Source organism: Butyrivibrio sp. AE3004 (assembly GCF_000703165.1).
In the GTDB taxonomy this organism is placed as follows: domain Bacteria; phylum Bacillota; class Clostridia; order Lachnospirales; family Lachnospiraceae; genus Butyrivibrio.
In genome coordinates this window covers 1,604,972-1,622,810 of the sequence record NZ_JNLQ01000002.1, presented here as the reverse complement: position 1 = coordinate 1,622,810, position 17,839 = coordinate 1,604,972, and the positions used below count along the sequence as shown (strand labels likewise).

The following is a 17,839-nucleotide window of genomic DNA, read 5'->3' as shown; positions in this document are numbered from 1 at the left end:
GGGAGAAAATATATGAAGATGGGGATAACCTGTATACCTGGTGATGGTATAGGACCGGAAATTGTTTCAGAAGCAAAGAAAGTACTCGAAAAAGTATGTGAAGTTTACGGACATGAAATCGAATTTACCGATGTCCTTATGGGAGGAGCTTCCATTGATGCATTTGGAAAGCCTCTCACGGAAGAAACTATTGAAACATGTAAAAAGGCTGATGCTGTTCTTATGGGATCAATCGGAGGAAATACGTCGACTTCTCCCTGGTATAAGCTTGAGCCATCTCTCAGACCCGAAGCCGGTCTTCTTGGCCTTCGGAAATCCTTGAATCTATTTGCAAATTTAAGACCTGCATTTTTATATCCTCAGCTTCAGGATGCCTGCCCGCTTAAGGCAGAGACATCTGAAAAAGGATTCAATCTTCTTATTATGCGTGAGCTTACAGGTGGATTGTATTTTGGTGACAGATATACAAAAGAAATTAATGGTGAGCTTGTTGCCACTGATTCTCTTGTTTATAAGGAAAGTGAAATCAGAAGAATAGCAATAAAGGCTTTTGACGTAGCAATGCAGAGATCAAAGAAGGTTACCAGTGTGGATAAAGCGAATGTTCTGGATTCTTCAAGGCTTTGGAGAAAAGTTGTGGAGGAAGTTGCTGCTGATTATCCGGAAGTTGAGCTTTCTCATATGCTTGTTGATAATTGCGCTATGCAGCTTGTCAAAGATCCGTCTCAGTTTGATGTTATACTTACAGAGAATATGTTTGGCGATATTTTGTCAGATGAAGCCAGCATGATTACAGGTTCTATAGGTATGCTTCCCAGTGCATCACTTAACGAGAGCAAGTTTGGCCTGTATGAGCCGAGTCATGGAAGTGCTCCTGATATTGCAGGAAAGGATATTGCAAATCCTATAGCAACCATTCTGTCTGCTGCAATGATGCTTAAATTTACATTCAAGCTGGACAAAGAGGCTGAAAGTATTGAAAATGCAGTGAAAAATGCACTTGAAGATGGTTACAGAACAGTTGATCTTATCAGAGGTGATGAGAGCATCGACGATAACAAAAAATGCGGATGCTCAAAGATGGGAGATATAATTGCATCAAGAATCGAAAGAAGCTGAAGAGGATTTAACTTTATACGATTATCTGCCACAGGAACCTATTGACATGGTAGTTGTGCTCACTGTAATAGCGATGTTCTTTTATTATATATGGCGCGCAACTTACCTTACTCCCTGGTATGATGAATTATATACATATTATTATTTTATAAGCAGGGGGCCTGCATACGCAGCTATTCATTGGCCGCTTCCCAACAATCATGTTGGATATTCAGTGCTGGCGTCTCTTCTTGACCTGTTTGGCAATTCATATATGGGCCTTCGGGGTATTTCCTTTTTCTGTGCTGTTTTAAATCCTTATCTTGTGTACAGAATATGTAGAAGGTTCCTGCAGGATTGGTACGCCTATGGGGCTATGGTGCTCTATTTTTCCAATATGCTTGTAAATGAGATGTCTGTGCAGGGGAGAGGGTATACACTTGCATGTACATGTTTTTTGATCACTGTAAGGCAGCTTACGATAATTTGCAGATCCGGTGAATTTAAACTTTTCGATTATATCGTGTTTGCGATTGCGTTGATTTTAGGGTTGTATACCTTACCAAGCAGTATTTACTGGGTAATCCCAACATGTATGGCTGCAGCAGTCTTTCTTCTTGTTAATGGATATAGAACATATGATTATCGGGGCTCGATATGGAATAGTAGATATTTTAAACGGCTGAAAAACTGCATTGTGACAGGCGCTATTTCAGCTGTGATCATTTTTTTACTTTATCTTGTCATATGGCTTTCAATAGGATCTAATTTCCTGATAAAGGATGAAAATTCAGTATATTTTGGTATGTCACATGTAAAGCTTATTCTTTCGCATCCTTTTGTCTGTGCTGAAAAAGGATTGGGCTATATGCTTTCACGGCCTTATATACAAAATGTTGGCAGGAGTGACTACTTTAGGAATTTTTTAAACTGGTTTAATTCTTTAAGCGGATGCATGTATCCTGATTTCAATGTTTTTACAATTGTCATGTCCATCTTTGCCTGTATTATTTTATTTTTTGAATGTATAAGGCATTTTGAGAACAGTAGAACAATTTTTAATCTGATCATGATTTTTAATTTAATAGGATATCCTATCATGATCATAATTCAGTCCAAGTTGCCTTATTATCATGTTTTTTCATATACAGGTGCTTTGACTGCGTTTATTTTCGCATTCGTACTGGAACATATAAGTGTAATGCTAAGATTTTTCATAAGGAAAAATGATAATTTTGCGAAAATCAGGCGATTAATTTATGTGACTCCGGTATTGCTTATGGTTATATTTTCTTTGATGATGATAACCAGACCCGATTATCACAATCAACTTGGTAATCGAGAGACCAATTGTTATAATGCACTTTATATTGCACATCCTGAAAATGCCAAAAAGATTTGTGCAATTGACTGCGATCAACAATATCTTTTGAAATTCGGATGGGATATTGAATGTGAAAATACAGATATATATGATTGTGATTATATACTCATAGACAAAAATATGATGGTAGAAGGCTATACAGGACCTGATTTTTGGAAGTGTTATTTGAATTACGAAACAATCCCATGGGATTATGTTAATTCAAATTACTATATTTTCTATGAAAATGAAGATTTTCTTTTATACAAGAAATAGGCAAATATAAGGAGGTTTTTTATGAACAGTGATCGTGTAATGGAAGGACTTCAACAGGCACCACACAGAAGTTTGTTTAATGCACTTGGCTTTACCGCTGAGGAGAGGAAGAAACCACTTATCGGTATTGTAAGTTCACAGAGTGATATAATTCCCGGACATATGGAACTGGACAGAATTGCGCAGGCAGTAAAACTCGGAGTTGCTGAAGCCGGAGGAATGCCTGTGATAGTCCCTGCTATTGCTGTATGTGATGGTATTGCAATGGGTCATATTGGTATGAAGTATTCGTTGGTTACCAGAGACCTTGTAGCTGATAGCACAGAATGTCTTGCTATGGCACATGCATTTGACGGTATGGTAATGATTCCAAACTGTGATAAAAATGTTCCCGGACTGCTTATGGCTGCTGCTAGAGTGAACATTCCTACAATTTTCTGCTCCGGTGGTCCTATGATGGCAGGTCGTATTCATGGTAAAAAGAAATCTCTTAGTGCCATGTTTGAAGCTGTTGGAAGTGTATCTGCAGGAAAAATGACAGACGATGAGCTTATGGAACTTGAAGAAAAGGCTTGTCCTACTTGTGGATCATGTTCCGGAATGTATACGGCTAACTCAATGAACTGCCTTACAGAGGCTATTGGTATGGGCTTACGAGGCAACGGAACAATACCTGCAGTATATTCTGCAAGAATAAGACTTGCTAAAAAAGCCGGTTATAAAATAATGGAGCTTGTTGAGAAAAATATTCGCCCAAGAGATATTATGACTAAGGAAGCCTTTGAAAATGCACTTGCTATGGATATGGCTCTTGGATGCTCAACAAATACCATGCTTCATATTCCGGCTATCGCTCATGAAGCAGGAGTTGAAATTAATACTGAGATAGCAAATGCAATTTCTGATCGTACACCAAACCTTTGTCATCTTGCTCCTGCAGGCCCTACCTATATGGAAGATTTAAATGAAGCGGGTGGTGTATATGCTGTAATGTCTGAACTTGCTAAAAAGGATCTTTTGCATCTTGATCTTATTACATGTACCGGTAAGACTGTAGGTGAGAATATTGCCGGTGTAAGAAATCTGGATCCGGAAGTTATCAGACCTATTGAGAATCCATATATGCCTAATGGTGGAATTGCTGTTCTTAAAGGAAACTTAGCTCCCGAGACCGGAATAGTAAAGCGCTCCGCAGTTGTTCCTGAGATGATGGTTCATGAAGGACCTGCAAGAGTATTTGATTGTGAAGAGGATGCAATATCAGCTATCCTTGGAGGTAAGATTGTTGAAGGCGATGTTGTCGTAATCAGATATGAAGGACCTAAGGGCGGTCCCGGTATGAGAGAAATGCTTAATCCTACGTCTGCAATTGCAGGTATGGGACTTGGTGCTTCAGTTGCACTTATTACCGATGGCCGTTTTTCAGGCGCAAGCCGTGGTGCTTCTATAGGTCATGTATCTCCTGAAGCAGCTGTTGGCGGACCTATTGCTCTTGTTAAAGAGGGAGATATCATTTCTATAGATATTAATAATAATAAACTTGATGTTAAGGTTTCAGATGAAGAAATGGCTAAGAGAAAAGCTGAATGGAAACCGAGAGAGCCAAAGGTAACAACAGGCTATCTTTCAAGATATGAGAAAATGGTAACGAGTGGTAACAGAGGAGCAATTCTGGAAATTAAATAATTTTGGGATATACTTTTATAAATAACTAAAAGGAGTACTTGATTTATGCAGCTTACTGGAGCACAAATCGTCCTGGAATGCTTGAAAGAACAGGGCGTTGATACGGTTTTTGGATATCCGGGCGGAACAATATTAAATGTTTATGATGAATTATATAAGCAACAGGATCAGATAAAACATATTTTGACATCACATGAACAGGGGGCTTCACATGCTGCTGACGGATATGCCAGAGCAACAGGAAAAGTTGGCGTTTGCCTTGCGACAAGCGGACCGGGATCAACAAATCTTGTAACCGGTATCGCATCTGCATATATGGATTCTGTTCCTATGGTTGCCATCACTTGTAATGTCAATCTTCCTCTTCTTGGAAAGGATACTTTCCAGGAGGTTGATATTGTTGGTATTACAATGCCGATTACAAAGCATGGCTATATTGTTAAAGACATTAAACAACTTGCAGATACTATAAGGAAGGCATTTGACATTGCAAGAAGCGGAAGACCAGGACCGGTAATCGTTGATATTACTAAGGATGTTACTGCTAATAAATGTGATTACAAGCCTGCTAAGCCTATTCATAAACAAAAGCCTTTAAAGTACACGGATGAAGATATAAATGCTGTAATTAAAATGATAGAGCATGCAAAACGCCCATACATTTATGTTGGTGGTGGTGCTGTTATTTCCGGCGCAGATGAAGAGCTTCTTACATTTGCGGAAAGAATACAAGCACCTGTGTGTGATACTCTTATGGGTAAAGGTGCATTTAGCGGTCATCATAGTCTTTATACAGGAATGATCGGTATGCATGGAACAAAAACCTCAAATTTTGGGGTAAGTGAATGCGATCTTCTTGTTACACTTGGCGCAAGATTTTCTGACAGAGTAATAGGTAACGCTAAAACTTTTGCAAAGAAAGCTAAAATTTTACAGATAGATATTGATGCTGCGGAAATTAACAAAAATATCCATGTAGATTTTTCTATTGTCGGAGATCTTAAAGAAGTTTTAAGTAAGATTAATGAGAAGCTTACACAGCAAAATCATACTGAATGGATATCTCATATAAAGGAATATGAGAAAAAGTTTCCTCTTGCATATGACAAGGATGCACTTACATGTCCCTATGTTATTGAAACACTCGATAAGCTGACATCAGGCGATGCAATTATTTCAACAGATGTTGGACAGCATCAGATGTGGACTGCGCAGTTCTTTAAATTCAAACATCCGAGAACTTTCCTTACTTCAGGGGGACTCGGAACAATGGGGTATGGTTTGGGAGCAGCTATCGGCGCTAAGGTTGGCATGCCTGATAAGACTGTTGTAAATATAGCCGGTGATGGTTGTTTTAGAATGAATATGAATGAGCTTGCAACTGCAAGCAGATATAATATTCATGTTATAGAAATTGTGATTAACAACCAGGTTCTCGGAATGGTACGTCAATGGCAGAACTTATACTATAATCAGCATTACTCAAACACAATACTTTCAGATAAGGTTGATTATTGCAAAGTTGCGGAAGCTCTTGGCTGTAAGGCTATTCGTGTAAATAAAAAGGATGATGTTGAGTCTGCCCTTAAAAAGGCTTTGTCTGCTGAAGGACCCGTACTAATCGACATTGCAGTTGATCCGGATGAAAAAGTATTTCCTATGGTGTCACCCGGAGGCTCTATAAGCGAAGCTTTTGATGAAAAAGATTTAGAAGGAAAAGACAGAGCATAAAAATCTGTTTGATGTGTGTATGAAAAAGAGGGGAATTTTATTTTTAATATTAGGATTATCGTTGGGGACGTTTGCAGTAATTTACTTGCTCCTGGGGTTCTATTATAGTGGCAGTTTTGCTTACGGAACATGGATAAATAATGTTTATTGTACAGGTAAGACTGTTAAAGAAGCTAATATGGAACTAAAAAATAATTGCTTCTACAATGGAGTTGTTATTACAGCAGCAAATAATGAATGTTTTTTTGTGGATTCTGAGTCAATAGATTTTACTGTTGACTTTAGTGATGAATTAACCAATATTATGGATTCACAAAATCCTTTAATATGGGGACGGAATTTTTTTATAGCCAGGGACAGAGAGATTACAGGAACTCCGAGCTTTAATGAAAATAAGTTAAGGGAGGTTCTCTCTTCCTGGAGTATTTTTGAAGATGTAGACAGGCCATATTATGAATTAAAAAGAAATGATGATGGTTATTACATTGAGGAATACACAAATAAAAAAGCAAATTTCGAAAAAATTTATGATTCTGTAAAGAACAGTATTACCAGTAAAGAATATGAAGTAAATGTTAGTTCTTTATCGGATTATTATGATGATGTAGCTGCTACAGATGATGATAAGAAGGTATATGACCTTTTTAAAAAGATTGATTCTTTACAGAAAACAAAGGCTTCATTACTTGTAGCTGATGACAAAATTGAGGCAAGTTCTTCTGATTATGCAGACTGGATGATTACTTTGGATAAGCTTGATAAAGCCAGAGATGAGGAAAAATCCGAAGATAATCCCGGAAGCGGATATTTTATTGCAGGGGATAAAGTTATTGAATTTCCCACTGATTACAGAGTTGAAGAAAATTTTATAACAGATAAGGATGGAAACATACTTATAAGCTGCTCAAATGTTTTTGACTTTGTAAAAAAGGGACTTAGTAATCTGGATACAAATGAATGTATAGATCGTTTTCAAAAAGATGGTAAAGGCCTTATTTATGTTAGCGGAAATAAAAACGGAAAGTTATATGATGAGAATAAAGAATACGAAAACTTTATTAATTCAATTGACGGTACAGGTCCGGATGAATCAGAAGTAGTCTTTCCCAATAAATCATTAGTTGTTGATGGGGCAGATCTCGGAAAAGAATACATACTTGTTGATATGGGTAAACAACATCTAAGGTATTACAAAAACGGGAGAATCTGTATTGAGTATGACATTGTTACAGGAAATACAGGGCTCGGAAGAGGAACACCTGTAGGATTGTACCATATTTACAATAAACGATATCATACAATTCTTAGAGGTGTGGACTATGCTTCATATGTTAACTTTTGGCTTGGAGTAAATAAAGGCATTGGGATACATGATGCAACATGGAGAAGTGAATTTGGGGGTGAAATATACAAACACTCAGGTTCACATGGATGCATTAATTCACCTTTGGATCTAATGGAAAAACTATACAATCAGGTAGAAGTAGGAGTTCCTGTATTGCTATATTATTAAATTATGGAATTTTTGTATTGAGGAAAGCGTTCTTTTTAGAACGCTTTTTCTTTATGTTTGGATATGGTTTATATAAAAAACAGAATAAAACTCTAAATAAATTTTTGTATAATTGCTTAAAAAGCATACTATTTTTACATGAAAAATATAAATAAATCATTTAAAAAAAAATAATAAAGCCCGAAAATAAGCTAAATAATTGATTAAATAAATAAAATAACATTAATTATGATATATATAGTTGACAAAAAATATTTTACGATTAGAATGATACATAAGTTAATGAAATTCGAATAAAAGAATTGCAAAAAAATATTTTATGTTTTGCGGTTTTTATTAAACCAAAGGAGGAATTATTCAGTGTCCAGAGTTTATAATTTTAGTGCGGGTCCGGCTGTACTTCCGGAAGAGGTTTTGAAACAGGCTGCAGCAGAAATGCTTGATTACAATGGCAGCGGAATGTCAATAAATGAAATGAGCCATAGATCAAAAGCTTTTGATCAGGTTATTCAGACTGCAGAACAGGATATTAGGGATCTTATGAACATTCCCGATAATTACAAGGTTCTTTTTCTTCAGGGAGGCGCTAGCCAGCAGTTTGCAGCTGTTCCCATGAACCTTATGCAGAACAAAAAGGCTGCTTATATTGTTACAGGCCAATGGGCTAAGAAAGCTCTTGCTGAAGCAAAGAAATATGGCGATGCAATAGAAGTTGCTTCAAGTGCCGACAAAACATTTTCATACATTCCAGATTGTTCTGATCTTGCAATTCCTGAGGATGCTGATTACGTGTATATTTGTGAAAATAACACAATATACGGAACAAAATTCAAGAAACTTCCCAATGCAAAGGGACATATTCTTGTGTCTGATGTATCTTCATGCTTCCTTTCAGAGCCTGTAAATGTTAACGACTACGGTGTTATTTATGGTGGTGTTCAGAAGAATGTCGGACCTGCCGGTCTTGTTATAAGCATTATCAGAGAGGATCTTATAAGAGATGATGTTCCTGATTATGTACCTACAATGCTTAAGTGGAAGACACAGGCAGATAATGGATCACTTTACAATACTCCTAACTGCTGGGCTATTTATATGTGTGGTCTTGTATTTAAATGGCTTAAGGAACAGGGTGGCCTTACAGAGATGAAGAGAAGAAATGAAGAGAAGGCTGCAATTCTGTATGATTTCCTTGATAACAGTAAGATGTTCAAGGGAACTGTAAGACCTGAAGACAGATCACTTATGAATGTTCCTTTTGTAACAGGCAGTGATGATCTCAATGCAAAGTTCATTGCTGAAGCAACCGCAAATGGTCTTGTAAGTCTTAAGGGCCACAGAACAGTAGGCGGTATGCGTGCTAGTATATACAATGCAATGCCCAAGGAAGGCGTACAAAAGCTTGTTGATTTCATGGAGAGCTTTGAAAAAGCAAATTTATAATAGTTTTCGGAAAGGATAAAAGAGATGTTTAAATATAAATGCCTTAATCCAATCGCAAAAATCGGATTGAATAATTTTACGGATCAGTATACAGCAGTTGATAATATAGACGATGCTGATGGAATTCTTGTACGTAGTGCAAATATGAACGAAATGGAATTCTCTGATAATCTGCTTGCAATCGCAAGAGCAGGTGCAGGTGTAAACAATATTCCTGTAGACAGATGTGCCGAAGAGGGAATTGTTGTGTTTAATACACCCGGAGCAAATGCAAACGGTGTTAAAGAAATGGTAATTGCTGCAATGCTTATTGCTTCCCGTGATATTATCGGCGGCGTTGAATGGGTTAGAGCCAATGCAGGTGACCCTGAAATTGCAAAGCTTACGGAAAAAACAAAGAAAAAGTTTGCAGGAACAGAAATTGCAGGTAAAAAGCTTGGAATCATTGGCCTTGGTGCAATTGGTGTGAGAGTTGCAAATGCCGCAAGAAATCTTGGTATGGAAGTGTATGGTTATGATCCGTATCTTTCTGTAGATGCTGCATGGAGTCTTTCTTCAGATGTAAAGCATGTAACTAACGTTGATGATATTTATTCAAAATGTGATATCATAACAATACATGTACCTGCGCTTGAGAATACAAAGGGAATGATCAATGCGGAAGCTATCGCCAAGATGAAGAAGGGTGTTATCATCCTGAATCTTGCGAGAGATATCTTATGTAATGAAGCTGATGTCCTTTCAGGGATCAATTCAGGAAAAATCAGAAAGTATGTAACGGATTTCCCGAATACAGTAACTGCAGGACACGATGGCTGTATCGTAATTCCTCACCTTGGTGCATCTACTGAAGAATCAGAAGATAACTGTGCTGTTAAGGCAGTACTTCAGATGAAGGATTTCCTTGAAAACGGTAACATTGTTAACTCTGTAAATATGCCAAGATGTGAGCAGGGAATCTGCACAGGACCGCGTCTTGCCATAATTCATAAGAATGTTTCCGGTATGATCGGTAAATTTACCCAGGTTCTCGGAAACGCTGACTATAACATTTCTAATATGACAAATAAGTCAAGAGGTGATTTTGCTTATACAATTATCGATGTAGAAAGTAGTATTTCTGATGAGCTTGTAAAGGACATTCAAAGCATTGATGATGTAATAAGAGTTCGTGTAGTAAGAAAGGACGTATAAACATGGCTGATATAAGAGCTTTTGCTGCATATAGACCGAGAAAAGATATTGCTGATAAAGTTGCAGCACTTCCTTATGATGTATATAACAGAGAGGAAGCAAGAGCCGAAGTTATAAGAGAGCCTATGTCATTTCTTGCTATTGACAGACCTGAGACTCAGTTTCCCGAAGATTATGATATGTATGCCAATGAGGTTTATCAGAAAGCACATGATATGCTTTGGGAGAAAATACAAAACGGTACCTTTGTACATGATGAGAAGCCATGCTATTACCTGTATGAACAGAGAATGGATGGCAGAATACAGACAGGTATTGTAGCGTGCAGTTCTGTTGATGACTATGATAATAATATAATAAAAAAGCACGAGAACACACTTGCTAAAAAGGAAGCAGACAGGATTCACCATGTTGATTCATGCAATGCTCAGACCGGCCCTATTTTCTTGTGCTATAGAGAAAACGATTCTATCAGAGAAGTAATAAACAGAGTTAAAACAGAGGATGAACCTTTATATGATTTTGTCACAAAGGAAGGCGTAAAAAGCAGAGTTTTTATCGTAGACAAAGATGAGGAAGTTACAAAAATTGCCAATGCTTTTAAGACAATGGACAGCATTTATATTGCTGACGGACATCATAGGTGTGCATCCGCTGTAAAGGTGGCAAAGAAAAGAAGAACAGAAGATCCTGATGCAAACGGTAATAAAGAGTATGATTATTTTCTGTCTGTTCTTTTTCCTGACAGTGAACTCATGATAATGGACTATAATCGTGTTATTAAAGATTTAAACGGTATGACATCAGAAGAGTTCATTGAAAAGATAAAAGAAAAATTTGATGTAATCCCTGAGAACACTGCGGTTAAACCAGCCAGAAAGTGCGAAATGGGAATGCTTGTTGCCGGGAAATGGTTCAGACTATCTGCGCATGATGATATCAAAAGCAGTGATGCTGTTGACGGACTGGATGTCAGCATATTACAAAACTATGTACTTTCGCCTCTTTTGAATATCAATGATCCTAAAAATGATCCAAGAATCGACTTTGTTGGTGGCATAAGAGGGCTTTCGGAACTAGAAAAAAGGTGCAATGAAGACTGTGTTTTGGCATTTGCAATGTACCCTACAGATATCCATGAACTCTTTGCAGTTGCAGACGCAGGACTGCTTATGCCTCCAAAATCCACATGGTTTGAACCAAAGCTTTTAAGTGGACTGTTTATTCATGCAATTTAACTTGACTTTGAGTATATTAATGTTAAGATGTTTTTGCCTGAAAAAAAGATTTAAAGAGGGCAGTATGCCATATGGCATATTGCTCTTTTTTCTATCTTATAGTGAGCAATAAAATAATATATAATGGAAAAAATGAAAAACTTTGGGAGGATAGATTATTGAATCTGGATCGTCAGAGAAAAGCGCCTGTATATGAAGCGCTTGAGAGGTTTAGGAAACAAAGAGTGGTGCCTTTTGACGTACCCGGACATAAACGAGGACGTGGTAATGCTGAGCTAGTCAGATTCTTAGGTGAGCAATGTGTAGGCATTGATGTTAATTCCATGAAACCTCTTGATAATTTATGTCATCCTGTTTCAGTAATAAAGGAAGCAGAAGAACTTACTGCTGATGCATTTGGTGCAGAGCACGCATTTTTAATGGTAAACGGAACAACTAGTGCTGTACAGGCAATGGTTTTATCATCAGTTAAACATGGTGAAAAAATCATTATGCCCAGAAATGTACATAAAAGTGCAATAAATGCACTTATTTTATGTGGCGCAATTCCTGTATATATTGACCCTAAGGTTGATACCAAACTTGGAATACCGCTTGGGATGGAACTTGTTGATGTTGAAACTGCTATAAAGGAAAATCCTGATGCTAAGGCAATTTTAATCAATAATCCGTCCTACTATGGCATTTGTTCAAATTTGCAGGCTATTGTTGATCTTGCCCATGCGAACGGAATGAAGGCTTTGGTTGATGAAGCACATGGGACCCATCTGTATTTTGGACCGAATCTGCCTTTATGCGGTATGAAGGCCGGGGCTGACATGGCTGCTATAAGTATGCACAAATCCGGTGGAAGCCTTACACAAAGTTCGATTCTTCTTTGCGGAAAAGGCGCAAATATAGGCTATATAAGCAGAATAGTAAATCTTACGCAGACAACAAGCGCAAGTTATCTTCTTATTTCCAGCCTTGATATTTCAAGAAGAAATCTTGCATTACATGGTCATGACAGCTTTGAAAAAGTAACAGGAATGGCTAAATATGCAAGAGATGAGATTAACGAGATTCCCGGATATTATGCGTATGGTCATGAATTAATTAATGGTGGCAGCATATATGATTTTGATGAGACAAAACTCGTGGTAAATACCAGAGGTGTTGGACTTACCGGTATTGAAGTATATGATCTTTTAAGAGATGAGTATGATATACAGATGGAATTTGGTGATCTGTCAAATGTAATGGCATACATTTCTATAGGTGACAGATTACAGGATATAGAGAGACTTGCCGGAGCTCTTGCAGACATCAGAAGATTGTATGCAAAGCCAGAGCAAAGCTTTTTCTCTGCTGAATATGTAACCCCTATAGTTAAGGCAACACCTCAGGAAGCATTTTATGCTGAAAAGGAATCTCTTCCTATTAAGGAAACTGTCGGAAGGATTTCTGCTGAGTCTGTTATGTGTTATCCGCCCGGAATTCCGATTATTTCTCCTGGTGAAGTGGTAACACAGGAAATTCTTGATTATATAACTACTGCTAAGGCAAAAGGCTGCTCTATGCAGGGACCGGAAAGTGAAGACATTTCTGCACTGCAGGTGATTAAATAATTTGGAGGTATCTATGCCACAGATGGATTACTGGTTCGGTGAGATGCACACCGATAATGTTAAGATTAACATCAGATTGAGCAAGCAATTATTTTCGGGATCCAGTGAGTTTCAGAGAATCGATGTTTTTGATTCTCCGGAATTTGGGAAATTCCTTGCTTCTGACGGTAATATTATTTTTTCCGAAAAAGATGAATTTACCTATGATGAGATGATAGTTCATGTTCCTATGGCAGTTCATCCAAAGGTTCAGAGGGTACTCGTTCTTGGTGGCGGGGATGGTGGTGTTGCCAGAGAGCTTAGTTATTATGATGAAATAAAGGTTATTGATGTTGTTGAACCTGATAGTATGTTTGTCGAAGTATGTAAACAGTATTTCCCCGATAATGCCTGCGGACTTGATGATGACAGAGTTCATATATATTACCAGGATGGATTAAAATTCCTTAGAAAATGCGAAGATATGTATGATCTGATTATTAATGATGTCACAGAGCCTCTTGGACATGAGGCAGGCCTGTTTACCAAGGAATTCTACGGAAGTTGTTATAAAGCACTTCATGATGATGGCATAATGGTTTATCAGCATGGAAGTCCTTTTTATGATGAAGATGAAGAAAGCTGCAGGGCAATGCATAGAAAGGCATACAGAGTATTTCCAATAAACAGGGTTTATCAGGCACATATTCCTACATGTCCTGCCGGTTATTGGCTCTTTGGATTTGCAAGTAAAAAATATCATCCGTTAAAGGATTTTAATCCGGACAGATGGGATGAAAGGAATATAAAAACGTGGTATTACACAACGCATCTTCACAAGGGGGCATTTATGCTTCCTAAATATGTAGAGGATCTTCTTCAGGAAGAAGAGGCAATGTCAAGATAATAGTCTTTTTATTGCCGTAAAAAATACGCATTTTAGATGAGGAGAATGGGATGAGCAGATTATTAGTTATAGGTTGCGGCGGTGTAGCACAGGTAGCTATACAAAAATGTGCACAGAACAGTGAAGTATTTACAGAAATGTGTATTGCTTCAAGAACTGTTTCCAAATGTGATGCTTTGAAAGAAAAGCTTGAAAAAGCAGGAACTTCTGTGAAAATAACCACAGATACTGTAAATGCCGATGATGTAGAAGATATTAAGAGAGTAATAAACAACTATAAGCCTGATGCGGTACTTAATGTTGCGCTTCCGTATCAGGATCTGACCATTATGGATGCATGCCTTGAGTGTAAGGTTGACTATATTGATACTGCAAACTATGAGCCTGAGGATACAGATGATCCTGAATGGAGAAAAATCTATGAAAAGCGTTGTAAAGAAAAAGGCTTTACAGCATATTTTGATTACAGTTGGCAGTGGGCTTACTTTGACAAATTTAAGGATGCGGGGCTTACAGCACTCCTCGGAACAGGCTTTGATCCCGGTGTAACTTCTGTTTTTACCGCTTACGCAAAAAAACACTATTTTGATGAAATCCATTATATCGATATAATGGATTGTAATGGCGGAGACCATGGTTATGCTTTTGCAACAAATTTCAATCCTGAAATTAATCTCAGAGAAGTTTCAGCGAACGGAAGCTATTGGGAAGATGGTCATTGGGTAGAGACGAAACCAATGGAAATAAAAAGAGAGTACGATTTCGCTCAGGTAGGTAAAAAGGACATGTACCTTTTGCATCATGAAGAAATTGAAGCTCTCGGCAGAAATTTCCCTGAGGTTAAGAGAATTCGATTCTTTATGACATTCGGTCAGAGTTATCTTGATCATATGAGATGTCTTGAGGATGTTGGAATGCTTTCAACAAGCCCTGTTATGTTTGAAGGTCGTGAAATTGTTCCGATACAGTTTTTGAAAGCTTTGCTTCCTGATCCTGCAAGCCTTGGTCCTAGAACCGTTGGTAAAACAAATATAGGTTGTATTTTCCGTGGTATCAAAGACGGAAAAGAACGAATCATCTATATCTACAATGTATGTGATCATCAGGAATGTTATAAAGAACTTGGAAGCCAGGCTATAAGCTATACAACCGGTGTCCCTGCTATGATCGGTACAGCACTGGTTGTTACAGGAAAGTGGAAGAAGCCCGGTGTATTTACTACAGATGAATTCGATCCGGATCCATATATGGAAATGCTTAACGAATATGGACTTCCATGGGTGGTTGAAGAAAATCCTGTTCTGATTGATTGATGAAATATTTGCTTAGAAAAAAGGGGCGGTCTCGGAATGGAGATCGTCCCTGTTTTATGCATTATTGAAATGCATTAGATTCTTATTCATTAAAAATCTTTTTTAGTGCACGCATAACATCACTTGCCATAAATGGTTTTACAACAAAATCTTTTGCGCCTTTTTTTAATGCAAGTACAATCATTGGTTCCTGTTTTTGGTCGGAACACATGATGACATTTGCATTGGAATCGAATTCCATAACTTGGGTTAATGCATCAATACCATTCATTACAGGCATATTGATGTCAAGAATTAAAAGATCGGGTTTCTTCTCTTTGTACTGATCAACTGCTTGTTGCCCGGTGGTTGCTTCACCTACTATTTCGTATTTTTCTTTATCAAGAGCTGATTTCAGCATTTCTCTCATGAATGTTGTATCATCTGCTATAAGAATTCGTTTGCGCATAATTACTCCCATCTGTAGTATATATTTAAAAGTTGTTTTACATTTCAAATTTTATATAAATAATTATTACAACAAAATTGAACAATATCAAAAAAAAAAGAGTTACAATTCTATTAATAAAAAATAAACAAAGGAATGGTTAAACATTTATATGGAATCCTGGTTATCTAGAACAGAGCTTTTATTAGGAAGCGAATCAATAAATAAATTAAAAAACAGTCATGTGGCAATTTTTGGTGTAGGAGGCGTCGGAGGATACGTTTGTGAAGCTCTTGTAAGAAGCGGTGTTGGCAAATTTGACCTTATAGACAGTGATACGGTGGCTTTGAGTAATCTTAACAGGCAGATAATTGCGCTTAACAGTACAATCGGAAGATATAAAACTGAGGTTATGAAGGAAAGAATGATTGATATTAATAAAGAGGTGATTGTTAATATTCATAATTGTTTTTATCTTCCTGAAAATGCTTCCGATTTTGATTTTTCCAAATATGACTACATAGTAGATGCTGTTGATACAGTTACAGCCAAAATTGATATAGTTTTGAAAGCAAAAGAATGCAAAACTCCTGTTATTAGTGCAATGGGAGCTGGAAATAAGACAGATCCAAGCAGATTCAGGGTTTCAGACATATATAAGACCAGCGTTTGTCCGCTTTGCAGGGTTATGAGAAGAGAACTGAAAAAAAGAAATGTTGATCATCTAAAGGTTGTTTATTCAGATGAAGAGCCTATTAAGACCGATGCCGGGAGAACTCCGGGCAGTACAGCATTTTCTCCTTCTGCCTGCGGACTTGTAATTGCCAGTGAGGTTGTAAAAGACTTAATAAAAGGATGAATGAAATGAAAATAAATGATTTAAAAACTCCTGTATATGTTATTGATGAAAGAAAATTAAGGGAAAATTGTGAAATACTAAATAGTGTTGAAGAAAGATCAGGGGCAAAAATCCTACTTGCGCAGAAAGCTTTTTCTGCTTACAGTACTTATCCGCTTATAGCAAAATATCTTTCGGGAACAACTGCTTCGGGCCTTTTTGAAGCAAAACTTGCATATGAAGAGTTTTATCCTGAAAAGGATAAAAATATCTGTAATTCTAAACCGGAAATACATGTGTTTGAACCTGCTTTTGACGATGATGAAATGGAAGAGATATGCAGGATATCCGATCATCTTATTTTTAATTCAATAAATCAGCTTGAACATCACAGAACTAAATGGGAAAAGGCTGTAAAAAGTGGCAATTTATCTGTTGGAATCAGAGTTAATCCGGAGTTTTCAACGCAGGAGGGACATGAAATCTATGATCCATGCGCACCGGGCTCAAGACTTGGCATAAGACTTTGTGATATGCCGGATACACTTCCGGCCGGTGTGGAGGGGTTTCATTTTCACACACTTTGCGAACAGGGATTTGAACCATTAAAGAATACATTTGAGGCTTTTGAAACTAAATTTGGAAAATATTTGAAGGACCCGATACATAAAATTAAATGGTTAAATCTTGGAGGCGGACATCATATAACCCGGAATGATTACGATAGAGACGGACTTATAGAGCTTATTAAATATATTATTACAAACTATGAGGTTCAGGTATATTTGGAGCCCGGTGAAGCAGTTGCATTGGACGCGGGATATCTTTTGACTACAGTTATGGATGTAATAAATACAGAAGCTTATCCTGTACTTGTTCTGGATACTTCCGCAGCATGTCATATGCCTGACGTTCTTGAAATGCCATACAGGCCTCCGCTTCAAAATAGTGGGGATGCAGAAGAAAAGAAGTATACATACAGATTATCTTCAAGAACCTGTTTAGCCGGAGATGTTATAGGCGACTATAGCTTCGATAAAGAAATATGCATAGGTGATAGACTGACTTTTGAAGATATGGCAATTTACAGTATGGTGAAAAATAATACCTTTAACGGTATGCCGCTTCCTGATATTGCCAAATTAAAAGAAGACGGAAGCACGGAGGTAGTTAAGCACTTTAGTTATAATGATTTTAAGACAAGATTATAAAAATATTTCATGCAA

The 17,839-nt window shown here is 37.4% G+C and carries 14 protein-coding genes; 13 read left to right on the top strand and 1 reads right to left on the bottom strand.

Going from position 1 to position 17,839, the window contains the following annotated elements; genetic code table 11:
* The first annotated feature begins 12 nt into the window (after positions 1-12).
* The 11 genes from leuB to BV60_RS0110100 all read left to right on the top strand — a co-directional run bounded on the left by leuB (position 13) and on the right by BV60_RS0110100 (position 15,348).
* Positions 13-1,119, top strand: a complete 1,107-nt coding sequence (gene leuB / locus BV60_RS0110150) for a 3-isopropylmalate dehydrogenase (protein ID WP_029321470.1) — start codon at positions 13-15, stop codon at positions 1,117-1,119.
* Positions 1,094-2,737: a glycosyltransferase family 39 protein gene (locus tag BV60_RS0110145; RefSeq protein WP_029321468.1), complete on the top strand. Its 1,644-nt coding sequence runs from the start codon at positions 1,094-1,096 to the stop codon at positions 2,735-2,737. The genes leuB and BV60_RS0110145 overlap by 26 nt, the downstream gene beginning before the upstream one ends.
* A 21-nt stretch (positions 2,738-2,758) precedes the next feature.
* Positions 2,759-4,423, top strand: coding sequence for a dihydroxy-acid dehydratase (gene ilvD / locus BV60_RS0110140; protein WP_029321466.1), 1,665 nt, complete (start codon positions 2,759-2,761; stop codon positions 4,421-4,423).
* A 45-nt stretch (positions 4,424-4,468) separates the two neighbouring features.
* Positions 4,469-6,154 carry a biosynthetic-type acetolactate synthase large subunit gene (gene ilvB / locus BV60_RS0110135; RefSeq protein ID WP_029321465.1) on the top strand — a complete coding sequence of 562 codons (1,686 nt, stop codon included), beginning with the start codon at positions 4,469-4,471 and terminating at the stop codon, positions 6,152-6,154.
* A gap of 19 nt (positions 6,155-6,173) precedes the next feature.
* Positions 6,174-7,667, top strand: coding sequence for a L,D-transpeptidase (locus tag BV60_RS0110130; protein ID WP_081846642.1), 1,494 nt, complete (start codon positions 6,174-6,176; stop codon positions 7,665-7,667).
* A 360-nt stretch (positions 7,668-8,027) separates the two neighbouring features.
* Positions 8,028-9,110, top strand: coding sequence for a 3-phosphoserine/phosphohydroxythreonine transaminase (gene serC / locus BV60_RS0110125; protein ID WP_029321461.1), 1,083 nt, complete (start codon positions 8,028-8,030; stop codon positions 9,108-9,110).
* Positions 9,111-9,134: 24 nt separating this feature from the next.
* On the top strand, positions 9,135-10,304 hold the full coding sequence (locus BV60_RS0110120; RefSeq protein WP_029321459.1) for a phosphoglycerate dehydrogenase: 1,170 nt from the start codon (positions 9,135-9,137) through the stop codon (positions 10,302-10,304).
* A 2-nt stretch (positions 10,305-10,306) separates the two neighbouring features.
* Entirely contained in the window at positions 10,307-11,542 is a 1,236-nt protein-coding gene (locus BV60_RS0110115) for a DUF1015 domain-containing protein (RefSeq protein WP_029321457.1), read from the top strand.
* Between the two features lie 158 nt (positions 11,543-11,700).
* Positions 11,701-13,149: an aminotransferase class I/II-fold pyridoxal phosphate-dependent enzyme gene (locus BV60_RS0110110; RefSeq protein ID WP_029321455.1), complete on the top strand. Its 1,449-nt coding sequence runs from the start codon at positions 11,701-11,703 to the stop codon at positions 13,147-13,149.
* A gap of 22 nt (positions 13,150-13,171) precedes the next feature.
* Positions 13,172-14,035, top strand: coding sequence for a polyamine aminopropyltransferase (speE, locus tag BV60_RS0110105; RefSeq protein ID WP_029321453.1), 864 nt, complete (start codon positions 13,172-13,174; stop codon positions 14,033-14,035).
* Positions 14,036-14,085: 50 nt separating this feature from the next.
* The gene (locus BV60_RS0110100) at positions 14,086-15,348 is read left to right on the top strand and encodes a saccharopine dehydrogenase family protein (RefSeq protein ID WP_029321452.1); all 1,263 of its coding nucleotides are present in this window, start codon (positions 14,086-14,088) and stop codon (positions 15,346-15,348) included.
* A gap of 82 nt (positions 15,349-15,430) precedes the next feature.
* On the opposite strand, the gene BV60_RS0110095 is transcribed toward BV60_RS0110100, so the two are convergent.
* The gene (locus BV60_RS0110095; RefSeq protein ID WP_029321450.1) at positions 15,431-15,796 is read right to left on the bottom strand and encodes a response regulator; all 366 of its coding nucleotides are present in this window, start codon (positions 15,794-15,796) and stop codon (positions 15,431-15,433) included.
* A 151-nt stretch (positions 15,797-15,947) separates the two neighbouring features.
* On the opposite strand from BV60_RS0110095, the gene BV60_RS0110090 reads away from it, so the two are divergent.
* Together BV60_RS0110090 and nspC are read left to right on the top strand one after the other, a co-directional pair.
* On the top strand, positions 15,948-16,634 hold the full coding sequence (locus BV60_RS0110090) for a tRNA threonylcarbamoyladenosine dehydratase (protein WP_029321448.1): 687 nt from the start codon (positions 15,948-15,950) through the stop codon (positions 16,632-16,634).
* A 5-nt stretch (positions 16,635-16,639) separates the two neighbouring features.
* Positions 16,640-17,824, top strand: a complete 1,185-nt coding sequence (gene nspC / locus BV60_RS0110085; protein WP_029321446.1) for a carboxynorspermidine decarboxylase — start codon at positions 16,640-16,642, stop codon at positions 17,822-17,824.
* Positions 17,825-17,839 lie beyond the last annotated feature (15 nt).

Excerpts from the sequence above, each read along its gene's own strand:
- ilvB (WP_029321465.1), top strand. The coding sequence starts at position 4,469 with ATGCAGCTTACTGGAGCACAAATCGTCCTGGAATGCTTGAAAGAACAG.
- BV60_RS0110090 (WP_029321448.1), top strand. The coding sequence starts at position 15,948 with ATGGAATCCTGGTTATCTAGAACAGAGCTTTTATTAGGAAGCGAATCA.
- nspC (WP_029321446.1), top strand. The coding sequence starts at position 16,640 with ATGAAAATAAATGATTTAAAAACTCCTGTATATGTTATTGATGAAAGA.
- BV60_RS0110095 (WP_029321450.1), bottom strand. The coding sequence starts at position 15,796 with ATGCGCAAACGAATTCTTATAGCAGATGATACAACATTCATGAGAGAA.
- BV60_RS0110100 (WP_029321452.1), top strand. The coding sequence starts at position 14,086 with ATGAGCAGATTATTAGTTATAGGTTGCGGCGGTGTAGCACAGGTAGCT.
- BV60_RS0110120 (WP_029321459.1), top strand. The coding sequence starts at position 9,135 with ATGTTTAAATATAAATGCCTTAATCCAATCGCAAAAATCGGATTGAAT.
- speE (WP_029321453.1), top strand. The coding sequence starts at position 13,172 with ATGGATTACTGGTTCGGTGAGATGCACACCGATAATGTTAAGATTAAC.
- BV60_RS0110130 (WP_081846642.1), top strand. The coding sequence starts at position 6,174 with ATGAAAAAGAGGGGAATTTTATTTTTAATATTAGGATTATCGTTGGGG.
- BV60_RS0110115 (WP_029321457.1), top strand. The coding sequence starts at position 10,307 with ATGGCTGATATAAGAGCTTTTGCTGCATATAGACCGAGAAAAGATATT.
- leuB (WP_029321470.1), top strand. The coding sequence starts at position 13 with ATGAAGATGGGGATAACCTGTATACCTGGTGATGGTATAGGACCGGAA.
- ilvD (WP_029321466.1), top strand. The coding sequence starts at position 2,759 with ATGAACAGTGATCGTGTAATGGAAGGACTTCAACAGGCACCACACAGA.